At 60.8% G+C, this 12,842-nt stretch carries 12 protein-coding genes; all 12 read right to left on the bottom strand.

What is annotated here, in order from left to right; translation table 11 throughout:
• Positions 1-49 precede the first annotated feature (49 nt).
• The 12 genes from LOY45_RS04255 to cyoA all read right to left on the bottom strand — a co-directional run bounded on the left by LOY45_RS04255 (position 50) and on the right by cyoA (position 12,412).
• Entirely contained in the window at positions 50-619 is a 570-nt protein-coding gene (locus LOY45_RS04255; RefSeq protein ID WP_115088666.1) for a GNAT family N-acetyltransferase, read from the bottom strand.
• A gap of 54 nt (positions 620-673) precedes the next feature.
• A complete protein-coding gene (locus LOY45_RS04250) occupies positions 674-1,048 on the bottom strand; it encodes a YkgJ family cysteine cluster protein (protein WP_038997055.1) in 375 nt (124 codons plus the stop codon).
• Positions 1,049-1,299: 251 nt separating this feature from the next.
• The gene (gene alaC / locus LOY45_RS04245) at positions 1,300-2,520 is read right to left on the bottom strand and encodes an alanine transaminase (protein WP_115088667.1); all 1,221 of its coding nucleotides are present in this window, start codon (positions 2,518-2,520) and stop codon (positions 1,300-1,302) included.
• A gap of 113 nt (positions 2,521-2,633) precedes the next feature.
• On the bottom strand, positions 2,634-3,764 hold the full coding sequence (locus tag LOY45_RS04240; RefSeq protein WP_258578787.1) for a hypothetical protein: 1,131 nt from the start codon (positions 3,762-3,764) through the stop codon (positions 2,634-2,636).
• A gap of 113 nt (positions 3,765-3,877) precedes the next feature.
• Entirely contained in the window at positions 3,878-5,638 is a 1,761-nt protein-coding gene (locus tag LOY45_RS04235) for an isocyanide synthase family protein (RefSeq protein WP_258578786.1), read from the bottom strand.
• 27 nt (positions 5,639-5,665) lie between these two features.
• The gene (locus tag LOY45_RS04230) at positions 5,666-6,370 is read right to left on the bottom strand and encodes an HAD family hydrolase (protein ID WP_325175827.1); all 705 of its coding nucleotides are present in this window, start codon (positions 6,368-6,370) and stop codon (positions 5,666-5,668) included.
• Entirely contained in the window at positions 6,370-7,365 is a 996-nt protein-coding gene (locus LOY45_RS04225; RefSeq protein ID WP_115088671.1) for an isocyanide synthase family protein, read from the bottom strand. The genes LOY45_RS04230 and LOY45_RS04225 overlap by 1 nt, the downstream gene beginning before the upstream one ends.
• A gap of 215 nt (positions 7,366-7,580) precedes the next feature.
• Positions 7,581-8,468 (bottom strand): heme o synthase, encoded by an 888-nt coding sequence (cyoE, locus tag LOY45_RS04220; protein ID WP_134064248.1) that lies wholly within the window; start codon positions 8,466-8,468, stop codon positions 7,581-7,583.
• 11 nt (positions 8,469-8,479) lie between these two features.
• Positions 8,480-8,812 (bottom strand): cytochrome o ubiquinol oxidase subunit IV, encoded by a 333-nt coding sequence (gene cyoD / locus LOY45_RS04215; protein WP_045188206.1) that lies wholly within the window; start codon positions 8,810-8,812, stop codon positions 8,480-8,482.
• Positions 8,813-9,442, bottom strand: a complete 630-nt coding sequence (locus LOY45_RS04210) for a cytochrome o ubiquinol oxidase subunit III (RefSeq protein WP_045188204.1) — start codon at positions 9,440-9,442, stop codon at positions 8,813-8,815.
• A gap of 3 nt (positions 9,443-9,445) precedes the next feature.
• Entirely contained in the window at positions 9,446-11,464 is a 2,019-nt protein-coding gene (gene cyoB / locus LOY45_RS04205; protein WP_115088673.1) for a cytochrome o ubiquinol oxidase subunit I, read from the bottom strand.
• A gap of 3 nt (positions 11,465-11,467) precedes the next feature.
• Positions 11,468-12,412 (bottom strand): ubiquinol oxidase subunit II, encoded by a 945-nt coding sequence (gene cyoA / locus LOY45_RS04200; RefSeq protein ID WP_115088674.1) that lies wholly within the window; start codon positions 12,410-12,412, stop codon positions 11,468-11,470.
• Positions 12,413-12,842: the final 430 nt, after the last annotated feature.

Genomic DNA, 12,842 nt, shown 5'->3' with positions numbered 1-12,842 from the left:
TCAAAGAGCGCGCGACAATAGCGCAGACGGCGCTGCCGCGCTTGATTATTCAACCTTCCAGCGGCGCCTGATCGAGCAGCAACCCGTACAGCCCCGAGTCCGACAGCTCACCGGCCACGCACCAGCGCTGGCGCAGCAGCCCTTCAAGCACAAAGCCCTGGCGCTCCAGGGTGCGTGCCGAGCCGTGGTTACGCGGGTCGATCTCGGCCTCCAGGCGCCGCAGGTGCAGGCCGTGAGCGAGGTAGTCGATGAAACAGGTCAGCGCCTCGTCCATGAAGCCGCGGCCTTGCGCAGTGCTGGCCAGGCAATAGCCGATTTCACCACGGCGCGAGGTGGGATCGAGGTTGAACAGCTGGGTCATGCCGATCAGTTCGCCGTTGTCACGTCGATAGATGCCCAGCTTGAGCATCTGGCCGGCGGCACAGGCGTTGCGGTCTTCGGCCAGTGCGGCCTGAGCCTCTGCCAGCGCTTGCCAGGGGCCGTGGTTCCAGTAACGCATGACCTGCGGGTCGGCCATGATGGCAAACCACGCTTCGGCATCCTCGGGCACCATCGGGCGCAGCTGCAAGCGCGGGCTTTCGAGGCACAGGTCAGCGGGAAAACTGTACATGCGGGTCACGCGGGACCTCCTGTCCGATCCATGAACCGCCCAGTGTAACCTTCAAGCCGCGCCTCAGGCGACCTCCGCGCCCTCGTCCGGCCAGATCGGCTCGTTGGCCTCAAGCGGGGGCAGGCCATAGGCGGCACGGGCCGCATCGCAGCTGGGGTTGGCTTCGCCATTGACCCAGGCCGCATCGAACTCGCGGCACGGGGTTGAGCGCTGTTCATACAAGGTGCAGCTCACACCTTTGCCAATCTCGCCTTCGAGCCCGATGCAGCGACAGGGCTTGCTGTCGGTACCGATCATCGCAACGCGGCTGGGGCTGATCTGGACCACCAGATCGTCGGGCACGACACCGCCCGCCGACGTGCACTCACCCCAGAAGAAAGACACACGGAAATACCCGCAGCAGGCGCCGCAGTTCAAACAAGGATTATGTTCGGACATGATGAGAAGGGGGGGAGGTTGATTATCGTTATAGGGAGAAACCCGCCGCCATTCTATGCTTTGCCGGATGTTTGAGAAGGGGGGTAATGCAGAAATAAATCGCCGCTGACGGACGGTGGTGATGGCGCCCTGCCCAGCGTTGAATTTGCCCTATCGGGGCTGCTTTGCAGCCCTTTCGCCGGCAAGGCAGGCTCCCACACACTGCCCTTGTGGGAGCTGGCCTTGCCAACGATGGAGCGCAGATGCTCCCGTTACTTCTGGGCCGGCTTGCTGCCCACACCATCAGCCCTGAACATCTGACGGATGCCGCGCACCGCCTGACGAATGCGGTCCTGGTTTTCGATCAGGGCAAAGCGCACATGGTCATCGCCATAGTCACCAAAGCCGATGCCCGGCGACACGCAGACCTTGGCCTCGGCCAGCAGCTTCTTGGCAAACTCCAGCGAACCCAGGTGTGCATACTCTTCGGGGATCTTCGCCCAGACGTACATCGACGCCTTGGGGTTCTCGACCATCCAGCCCAGCTCGTGCAGGCCCTTGACCAGCACGTTGCGGCGCTGGCGGTACTGCTCGGCGATGTCGCGCACGCACTGCTGGTCACCTTCGAGCGCAGCAATGGCCGCCACCTGCAGCGGGGTGAAGGTGCCGTAGTCGTGGTAGCTCTTGATGCGGGCCAGGGCGCTGACCAGCTCGGGGTTGCCGACCATGAAGCCGATCCGCCAGCCGGCCATGTTGTAGCTCTTGGACAGGGTGAAGAACTCCACGGCAATGTCCTTGGCGCCGGGCACCTGCATGATCGACGGTGCCTTCCAGCCGTCGTAGACGATGTCGGCGTAGGCCAGGTCGTGGATCACCAGCACGTCGTACTGCTTGGCCAGGGCCACCACCCGCTCGAAGAAGTCCAGCTCGACGCACTGCGCGGTCGGGTTGGACGGGAAGCCGAGGATCATCATCTTCGGTTTCGGGATGGATTCGCGGATCGCCCGCTCCAGTTCGTTGAAGAAGTCCACACCCGGAATCAGCGGCACCGAACGCACCTGGGCACCGGCAATCACCGCACCATAGATGTGAATCGGGTAGCTGGGGTTGGGCACCAGCACGGTGTCGCCATGGTCGAGGGTGGCGAGCATCAGGTGCGCCAGGCCTTCCTTGGAGCCGATGGTGACGATGGCTTCGCTTTCCGGGTCGATCTCGACCTCGTAGCGGTCTTTGTACCAGCGCGAAATCGCCCGGCGCAGGCGTGGGATGCCGCGGGAAGTCGAGTAGCCGTGGGTGTCTTCACGCTGGGCGACCTGCACCAGCTTCTCGACAATGTGCGGCGGCGTGGCGCCGTCGGGATTGCCCATGCTCAGGTCGATGATGTCCTCGCCACGACGGCGTGCAGCCATCTTGAGCTCGGCGGTGATGTTGAACACGTAAGGGGGGAGACGATCAATGCGCGCAAAACGGCGCGGCGAACCTTGGTCAGCCATGGCTTCCTCGAAGACGTAAGCGCCCGGAACCGTCCGAGCGACGTTGGCCACTGCGGTGGCCGAAGCTGAAGATAGGGCCTCGGCCACCGCGCTGTCCAGTATAAAAATCAGGGCTAGCGGATTTCCTTGTACGACGAGGCCTGCCAGGTTATCGGCGCTGCCAGTCCGGCCAGCGGCAGCAGGGTGCCACCCTTCACCGTAGAGAAGCCGGTGCCCTGGCTTCCCAGCGAAACGGCCCGCTCCCCCTGCTCCGCCTCGGTCAGCAGGGTGTAGGAATGCTTGCGCATCGCCTGGTACTTGCTGTCGTCTCGGGCAAGCACCTGGTGGTAGGCCTGCAGGTCACCCTCGCCGAGGTTGAGCATTTTTTGCAACTTCACTCCCCAGCGGGTCAGGCAGACTTCGGCAAAATGCCGCACGATCAGCCCAGGCTCGGCCAGAACCTTGCCACCGGAGGCGCCGTCGGCAGCCGCGTTACCCACCAGCGTGGCGTGGCGCCCCGGCACCGGGTAGATATGACAGCGGGTTGCAGCGTGCGTCTTGGGAATCACACAGGCAAAGCCCTTGGAGCGCTCGTCACGGGAATAGAAGCCGACGTATTGTTTGACGTTCTCGCCCAGCTGGACCCGATGCGCCTGGAAGTTCAGCAGCCCCGGCACCGGATCGACGGCGAAGATGTTCACCGGGATATGCTTCAAGGCGTTGTCTTTGAGCATGGCATTGGCCAGCATGTGACAGCTCACCCCGCCGCGACTCCAACCGACCAGGTTGACCTGGGTCGGCAGCGCCCCGTCCTTCCTGAATATCTTGATGATCTGCTCCTGCAATTGCTGCGGGGTGACGACGCGCTCGCCATAGCTGTAAGTGCGCCACAACCATGAGCCGCTCACCTGCATGTCCTCTATGGGAATCCCGGCAGCCTTGAGCTGCTTGTATTCCTGCTCGCTGAGGGTTTTTCGCTGCCAGCTGAACTGGCCCTTGATGATATGCAGGGCATGGCTGACGTTCTCTTCCCAGCCCCTGCCGAACAGGGTCCCGGAGAGCCCGTAGGCCTTGGTCTGGATGAACAGCTCATCGGCCTGCAGGTTGCCACTGCCAGGGCCGTCGATGGCGACCCAATGGGCGAACTCCTTGCCCTGGTCGTTGGAGGCCAGGGTCGAAACCAGCTCGCCATTCCAGAAATTGGGGTTCTTGTCGTCAAAGCGGTGGGAACCGGTACCACAAAAGTAAACAGTCAAAATGCTCATGCCATGATCCTGTGGGGTTGAGGATCAGCACACGTTATTGCAGCCCTGGCGCCACCAGCAGGCGGAAAGACACCCTGACAACGGGCACGAAACCCGCTGCCAGGGCCAGCGCCTCAGTAGACCTGAACTCGCCAAAGCTCGCGCGAAGCCGAAGCCGGCGACATCGGCAAGCGGCCATGCAGGGTCTGGTAGTTGTCGATCAGCACCAAATCGCCTTCGGCCCACTCATGGGCGATCAGGCAATCCTCGTCGTAGGCCAGGGCATTGAGCTGTTCGAGCAGGGCCTGCTGGGCCTGCGCCTCGAAACCTTGCACTTCCTGGCTCAAGGTCTGCAGCGTCGAATCCGTGCCCTCCTGGTAGCGCAAGATGCGCTCACCGGTACGTGGGTGCAGGTCCACCAGGCTGTAGCTACGCGGCGAGCCACCGAAATAGGTCATCCGCGTGTAATAGGTGATGTCCACTGCCTGCCACTGCCGGGCGACCTGATTGCCTACCTTGCGCAGGGCATTGCGACTGTCGACGATGGTGGTCTGGCCCTCACCCGCTTGCGGCGGGGTCTTGCAATAGAGCATGAACTTGCTCGCGCAGAACTTCGGATCGCGTTGCACCTGGGCGTCACTGGACGGCAGCATGTTCAGGTCCCAATGCAGCGGAGTCTTTTCCAGCGAGTGCACCACGCCTTCGGGCTTGTCGGCCGGCTTGACCACATGCACCTTGCCGAACGCCCACTGGTAAATGGTGCCGAAGCGCTCGCAGTCGCGGGCGAAGCTGTCACGGTCATCGAAGCTGCAGCCGCGCAGGCAGACGAAACCGAAGGTTTCCACCAGCGCTTCGAGCAATTGCGTTGAAAACCGCTCGAAGCCCAACCCTAGCGGGTCACGCACCAGCAGCCCGAACAGGGGGCGCTTCTGCAGTTCGAATTCGAATTCCTGCAGCGATTCACCCAGGGTTTCATGGTAAAGCCATGGCCGCCCCTGGTACTGCACCAGCACATGCTTGTCGATGTCCACCTCGGCACGGCCACGCAAGGTCTGGCTACCGTCGAGATGACGCACCGGTACCGCATGCCAGGGGCTGGAAACCCGCGACAGACCGTCGGCCAGGGCCAGGGTGAACTTCGGCCCGGCATTGTCGTACTGATGCACCGACAAGCGAATGTCTTCAGGGAAGAAGCGATTGACCGCGGCATTCAGCGCCTGCCCGCGGAACATCATCTGATAGGCCTTGTAGCCGATCTGCAGCAGGTGCTCGTCTTCGCTCTGCCCCGCTTCACGGCACAGGCGCAGGTCGTTGTAGAGGTGGCTGCACAGCTTGTCGTGGGCGTGACTGAGCGTCTCGTCATGGCGGCTTTGTTCGATCAGCGCCTCGACGCTCTTCCACGGCAGGCGGGCCTGCTTGATCAGGGTCGCGCGCACGGCATCGGCGCTGCTGGCCTGGGGGAACAGGTCTTCCATGCTTACCCAGTTGATGGTGTGGGTGGTGCACAACTCGCGCAGTGCCTGGTTGTAGGTCCTGCGTACTTCGTCGGGTACGCCGACGATGTCGTTGAACGTCGTGCCGTCACTCAGGATCGACACCACGCAACCTGGCGCGTGCAGCGCCGCAATCTCCTGGCCCAGCTGGTCCAGGCGCTCGATGGCCATCGTCTCGCCGTAGTCCGGCAGCACACCGAACGTCTGGTCACGCGCGTTCGGCGATTTGCACGGGAAGCCCGGCAGCACCAGGCGTACCGGCGCCTGTTGATCGTAGAAGCAGGCAAGGCTGATGGCCAGGTTGGCCCGGCCCGCCGTTTCGAAGCGATCATCGCCGTCCTTGAGCAGATAACCTGCCAGCACGTCGCTGACCGCCTTGATCCAGGTGTCTTTGTGTTGCATGACCTTTCTTCCTTGAGAGGTGGTGTTTCAGCGCTGGCTGGCGAGGGTGCCAGCCATGCAAGAAGTGAGCGCCCCGTGCAGGGCATGCAGCAGCTCTGCCGGCTGTTCGCAATAGAGATCCGCCGCCTGCGCCTGTAGCGCATAGACCCGACCATAGCCCCAGGTCACCGCAGCCGCGTGCATGCCGGCGGCCCGGGCGGTCATCAGGTCGATGACGGTATCGCCGACGAACAGGCATCGGCACGGTTCGATTGCCAGGTAGCGGGCAGCCTCCAGGGCTGCGTCGGGTTGCGGCTTGAGCGGATGGCCGCGCCGCTGGCCAAGAACAATTTCGAAGGTGCCCGGGGGGAACAGCTGCCCGGCCACCTGCAGTGCCATGTCATGGGCCTTGTTGGTGACGATGGCCATCGGCAGTTGTAATTGGCGGCAACCCTCGAGCATCTCCAGTACACCGTCGAACGGCCGGGAGAACTGCACCAGGTGCTGCTGGTAACAGCCGATGTAGCGCTCATGCAGCGTCTTGTCGTCGCTAATGCCCAGGCGTGCGGCAACCCGCTCGAGCATCGCCCCGGTGCCGCCCCCCACATAGGCACTGATGGTCTCCAGCGGCAAGGGTGGGTAGCCCTGCTCCTGCAGCACCCGGTTCAGGCACCAGACGATGTCGGGCAAGGTATCGACCAGGGTGCCGTCGAGGTCGAAGATCACGGCTTCAGCCGCTAGCGGTCCAGGCATCATTGCGCACTGGCGTAGTGGCAAGGACGGCCTTGGCGGAACACCAGGCGGCTGTAGCGCTCGTCGATGTTGCTGCGCTTGTCGAGCATCACCACCCCGCGGCGCTTGATCGCCACCGAGTGCCAGGGCGTGCGCCACAGGTCGCTGGTGGGCACCAGGCGGATGCCGATTTTCGCCGACACCGCCAGTTGCGGGTGGATCGACAGGCGCAGGCACTGTGGATAACGCGCCTGCAGCAGTGCGCTCCAGGCTTCGCTGCGCTGGATGACCCGCTGGGATGCCGGCTTGGCGATCTTCTTCACGGCGTTGAGGCTCATGTCGGCGAATTCGGCAAGACCCGAATAGTCCTCGGACAAAAAGCGATGGATGCCGCAGTACATCAGCATCATGTGCGGCTCGTCCTGGAAACGCTGACCCAGCGCGATCAGCGATTGACCGAATTCGATCATCAGCTCTTCGCGCATCGAGTCCAGGCAACCCAACTGCGGGTAGGCATCCTTGAGATCGAACAGGGCGAAGCTTCGCGGGTAGTGCTGTTCGGCGTAGCGCTGGATCTCGTCGGTGTAGGCCTTCACGTGTTCGTCGGGCACGCGCACCAGGTCGGAAAACACGTAGCCGTCGGAACAGATGTGAATCAAGGCGCCCGGCGCGTACAGGGCCTGGATTTCAGCGCACAGGTGCTGCAGCTCGTCGATGGCGTGGCGCTCGGCAAGGTCTGGCAGGTGGCTGAGGGTTTTTTGCCGGTTCGGCGACTTGCCCGGGAAGGCGGGCAGGACCATCTCGATGCGCAGGCCGGCTTCGATTGCCTTGAGGACTTTATCCAGATGCGGTTCGAGCACTTCGGCCGACAGCTCATCATCCTGCCCGGGCGCCAGGCTGCGACGGCGGAACAGGCAGTCGAGCACCTGCAAGGCAGTCTCGAGATGCGGGGAAGTATGGCGTTCGCGCAGCAGCGCGAGGCACGCCCGTTGGGTAACGGCGTTTGGCTCGATCATGGACAATCCCTTGTGTGGTGGATCACGGCCAGTATCCTCTGGCCATGCGCAGATACTCCTGATCTGCGCCGCGATAAAATCCGGCAAACGCCGGGTATTTGTCAACAGCAGTTTCGGTCGTTGTGGGAGCGGGCTTGCCCCGCGATAAGACCGCAGAGACAAAAAAAACGCCCCAGGCTGTGAAGCCTGGGGCGTTTTCATTACACGCTGATGAATCAGTGCGCGTAAGTCAGCAGCAGCTCGGCCGGCACCTTGGTGTCCAGCGACATCATCACGCTCAGGGCAGTGATGGTGAAGATCGAGAACACGAACAGCTTGCGTGCCCACAGACGATCGTCCACCGCCTTGTAGCCGGTCCAGGCCATGTACAGCCAGTACATGCCCATGGCCGCGGCCACCGCCATGTAGCTCATGCCCGCGTAGCCACCCAGGGTCAGCATCAGGGTCGCTACCAGGAACGCCACGATGTACCAGAGGATGTGCTTCTTGGCCACCAGGATCCCGCGCTTGACCGGCAGCACCGGAATCGATGCGGCCAGGTAGTCGTTGAAGCGGAAGATCGCAATGGCGTAGGAGTGCGGCATTTGCCACAGGCTGAACATCACCAGCAGGGTCAGTGCAGCCAGGTCGAAGCTGTTGCTCACCGCGCAGTAGCCGATCACCGGAGGCATGGCACCGGACAGGCTGCCCACCAGGGTGCCGTGCACCGATTTGCGCTTGAGGTACAGGCTGTAGAAACCGACATAGATGACAAAGCCGATCAGGCCGAACAACGCCGCCAGGGCATTGGCCTGCACATACAGCAGGCCAAGGCCGGCCACCCCGAGCAGGGTGGCGTAGGCCAGCGCGACTTTCAGCGAGATCTGGCCCTGGACCATCGCACGGTTCTTGGTGCGCTCCATCTTGATGTCGATGTCACGGTCGATGCAGTTGTTGAACACGCAACCGGACGCCACCACCAACGAAGTGCCAATCACCGTGGCCAGGAACAGCATGAAGTCGACATGCCCTTGCGCGGCAAGGAAGAAACCGCCTGCCACAGAAAGCACGTTACCGAAAATGATCCCCGGTTTGGTGATTTGGATAAAGTGCTTAACGGACATGTCGTCTTACCTCACTTCGCCATCATGCTGGTGTGGATGCTGAACATGATCCACAGCGACAGGCCGACCAACAGTGCAATGACCATCGCTGTAAACAGGAAGGTCGACACGTTGGAGCGCTGCTCGGCAGAACGGTCCATGTGCAGGAAGTACACCAGGTGTACCACCACCTGAATGACCGCCAGGGCCACCACGACCATGATCGTGATGTCTTTCGGCATGCTCGGGAACATCACCAGGCCGAACGGAATCGCAGTCAGGATCACCGACAGGATGAAGCCGATCACATACGACTTGACGCTACCGTGGTTGCCCTCGGCGTGGCTGTTATGTGCGTTAGCCATTTACAGAACCCCCAGCAGATACACGACGGTGAACACGCAGATCCAGACCACGTCCAGGAAGTGCCAGAACAGGCTCAGGCAGCTCATGCGGGTCTTGGCGGTACCGGTGATACCGTGCTTGTTGATCTGGTACATCATGACCGCCATCCAGATCAGACCTGCGGTCACGTGCAGACCGTGGGTACCGACCAGCGCGAAGAACGCCGACAGGAAGCCACTGCGCTGCGGGCCGAAGCCTTCGGCGATCAGGTGATGGAACTCATAGATTTCCATCGCGATGAAGCCGGCACCAAACAGGAAGGTGACAGCCAGCCAGCCCAGCACGCCGCCCTTGTTGCCTTTGAACATCTGCAACATGGCGAAGCCGAAGGTGATACTGGAGAACAACAGCAGTGCGGTTTCAACCGCGACAAAGTCCAGCTGGAAAATGTCATGACCCGACGGGCCGCCGGCAAAACTGCCGGACAGCACCGCGTAGGTGGCGAAGAGCGACGCAAACAGGATGCAGTCGGTCATCAGGTACAGCCAGAAACCGAAGACGGTCATCTGGCCCGAGTCGTGGTGGTGATCGTCATGCCCATGGTCGTGACCATGAGCATGCGTGTCTGCATTGATTACATGACTGGACATTGATTAAACCCGTTCAAACGATTTGACACGTGCGCCATCCGGCGAACCGGTAGCCAGGCCCAGGGCCTTCATGCGCTCGCCTTCGATACGCGCCACTTCCTCTGCAGGAACCATGTAGCCCTGGTCGTCACGCGCAGCGTGAGCAACGAAGACAGCGATGGTGCCGACCAGGCTGGCAGCAACCAACCACCAGATGTGCCAGATGAAGGCGAAACCGAATACGGTGAGCAACGCACCCATGAACACACCGGTGGAGGTGTTGTTCGGCATGTGGATCGCTTCGTACTTGGCTGGAACCTTGTAAGCCTTACCGGCTTGCTTGGTTTCGTGCCATGCATCCAGATCGACGTTCTCAGGCATGCTGGCGAAGTTGTAGAACGGCGGTGGCGACGAAGTCGACCATTCCAGGGTACGGCCGCCCCATGGGTCGCCGGTCACGTCCATGTTGTCCTTGCGGTCGCGGATCGAGACGTACAGCTGGATCAGCTGGCAAGCGATACCGAACAGGATCAGCACGGCGCCGAACACGGCTACGTACAGGTAGGGTTCCCACAGTGGGTTGTCGGAGTGGTTCAGACGACGGGTCATACCCATGAAGCCCAGTGCGTACAGTGGCATGAAGGCCACGTAGAAACCGGAGATCCAGAACCAGAAGGCAGCTTTGCCCCACTTCTCGTTCAGGGTGAAACCGAAGGCTTTCGGGAACCAGAAGGCGAAGCCGGCAATGTAGCCGAATACCGCACCACCGATGATCACGTTGTGGAAGTGGGCGATTACGAACAGGCTGTTGTGCAGAACGAAGTCAGCACCTGGAACAGCCAGCAGTACGCCGGTCATACCACCGATCGAGAAGGTAACCATGAAGCCCAGGGTCCACAGCACCGGCGCGGTGAAGCGCAGACGGCCCTGGTAGATCGTGAACAGCCAGTTGAACAGCTTCACCCCGGTCGGAATCGAGATCAGCATGGTCGCCAGACCGAAGAAGGTGTTGACGCTGGCGCCCGAACCCATGGTGAAGAAGTGGTGCAGCCATACCGCAAAGCCCAGTACCGCGATCGCGCCCGAAGCGTAGATCATCGACTTGTGGCCGAACAGGCGTTTGCCGGCGAAGGTCGAGGTGACTTCCGAGAACACACCGAAGGCCGGCAGGATCAGGATGTAAACCTCAGGGTGACCCCAGGCCCAGAACAGGTTGACGTACATCATCGGATTGCCACCAAGTTCGTTGGTGAAAATGTGGAAATCCATGTAACGGTCAAGCGTCAGCAGAGCCAGTGCAGCGGTCAGGATCGGGAACGAAGCGACGATCAGAACGTTGGCCCAGGTACAGGTCCAGGTGAAGATCGGCATGTCCATCAGCTTCATGCCAGGCGCGCGCATTTTCAGCACGGTGGCGAGGAAGTTGACACCCGTTAGCGTCGTACCGAGGCCCGATAGCTGTAGCGCCCAGATGTAGTAGTCGACACCCACGCCAGGACTGTACTGGATACCCGCCAACGGTGGATAAGCGACCCAGCCGGTCTTGGCGAATTCACCGACGCCCAGGGAGACGTTGACCAGCACGACGCCGGACACCAGCAGCCAGAAGCTCAGGGAGTTCAGGAACGGGAAGGCAACGTCACGCGCACCGATCTGCAGAGGCAGGGCCAGGTTCATCAGGCCGGTGAAGAATGGCATTGCCATGAAGATGATCATGATCACACCGTGGGCGGTGAAGATCTGGTCATAGTGTTCGGGAGGCAGGTAGCCCTCGGAGCCGCCGGTGGCCATGGCCAGCTGCGTGCGCATCATGATGGCGTCGGCAAAGCCGCGCAGCAGCATGATCATCGCGACGATGATGTACATCACCCCGATCTTCTTGTGGTCGACCGAAGTCAGCCACTCGGACCACAGGTAGGTCCATTTTTTGAAATAGGTGATTGCACCGATCAACGCGAGACCGCCGAGCGCAATCATGGCAATGGTCACCATGACTATCGGCTCGTGATACGGAATCGCATCCAGACTTAGTTTACCGAACATCTCTTACTCCTCTGCCCCAGCAGCCGAATGCATAGTCACGTCCAACCCTTCGGTACCGGCCGCTGCTTTGCTCTGCTCTTTTTCGTGGACCGGCCGACCGCGGTTCATGCCTTCGTACTTGTCGACGATGGACTGGAACTGCTCAGGCGAGGCCACGCTGTACAGCGCGACTGGATTGTTTTCGCTCGTTTTGGCCAATGCCGCGTATTCAGCCGCATCCAGCTGTTTAGGCGATTGCTTGACTTCGTTCACCCATGCTTCGAAATCAGCCTGGGAGGTGGCGGTTGCCTTGAACTTCATACCGGTGAAACCAGCACCGCTGTAGTTCGCGGAGATACCGTCGAACTCACCGTTCTCGTTGGCGATCAGGTGCAGTTTGGTGGTCATGCCAGCCATCGCGTAGATCTGCCCGCCCAGGCCCGGGATGAAGAAGGAGTTCATCACCGAATCGGAGGTCACGCGGAAGTTGACCGGGGTGTTGGCCGGGAAGACGATCTTGTTGACCGTGGCAATGCCTTGTTCCGGGTAGATGAACAGCCATTTCCAGTCCAGGGCGACCACGTCGATCTGCACCGGCTTCACGTCGGAAACCAGCGGACGATACGGGTCCAGCTCATGGGTGGTCTTGTAGGTCACATAACCCAGGGCAATGATGATCAGAACCGGGATGGTCCAGACCGCCACTTCGATCTTGGTCGAGTGCGACCAGTCCGGGGTGTAGGTGGCTGCCTTGTTGGAAGCGCGATACTTCCAGGCAAACGCGAGGGTCATGAAAATGACAGGAATCACCACCAGCAACATCAAGCCGGTAGCGATCAGGATAAGGTTCTTTTGCTCAATGCCGACCTGGCCCTTCGGGTCGAGCAGGGTCCAGTTGCACCCACTGAGTAAAAGCATGCCTAAAAAGGGCAGAATGCCAAACAGTCTGGGGTAACGCTTTTTACTCATCTCACGACCTCTAGAGCAGCTTGCTTCAATGCAATTTGTGTTTTGGTCGCCAACACTTCGTCCTGCCAAGCGTCAGCATTTATGGGATCGAATACGGTCACGCCTTGAGGCCAGCTGCGGCGGCTCGGCATAAACCGGATATTGCGGTGTTTATTATTTTGACTTCAGTAGGCAACAGGCCTGTCTTCAGACCAATTCCATTTGGTGCGGGAAATCACGGAGGGGGGTCAGCCCGGCATCGCCGCAGGCGATGCTCGTCAGAGTCAGCGAAAAGAGCCTGGGGCTCCTTTAATCCTGCGACTCGCAAGCGGTGCCGAACGGAAATTGGGGGCGATTGTAGATAGGTAACCAATCGTTGACTATGACTTATTGAGCAACAGTCCTTTACCAATTACGTAACAATCACGCCTGAAAAATCAGTTTCGCGACA

It is taken from the genome of Pseudomonas wadenswilerensis, from assembly GCF_024749185.1.
GTDB lineage: Bacteria > Pseudomonadota > Gammaproteobacteria > Pseudomonadales > Pseudomonadaceae > Aquipseudomonas > Aquipseudomonas wadenswilerensis.
Note: the sequence above shows the minus strand (reverse complement) of the source record. Positions and strands in the feature narration are given on the sequence as shown.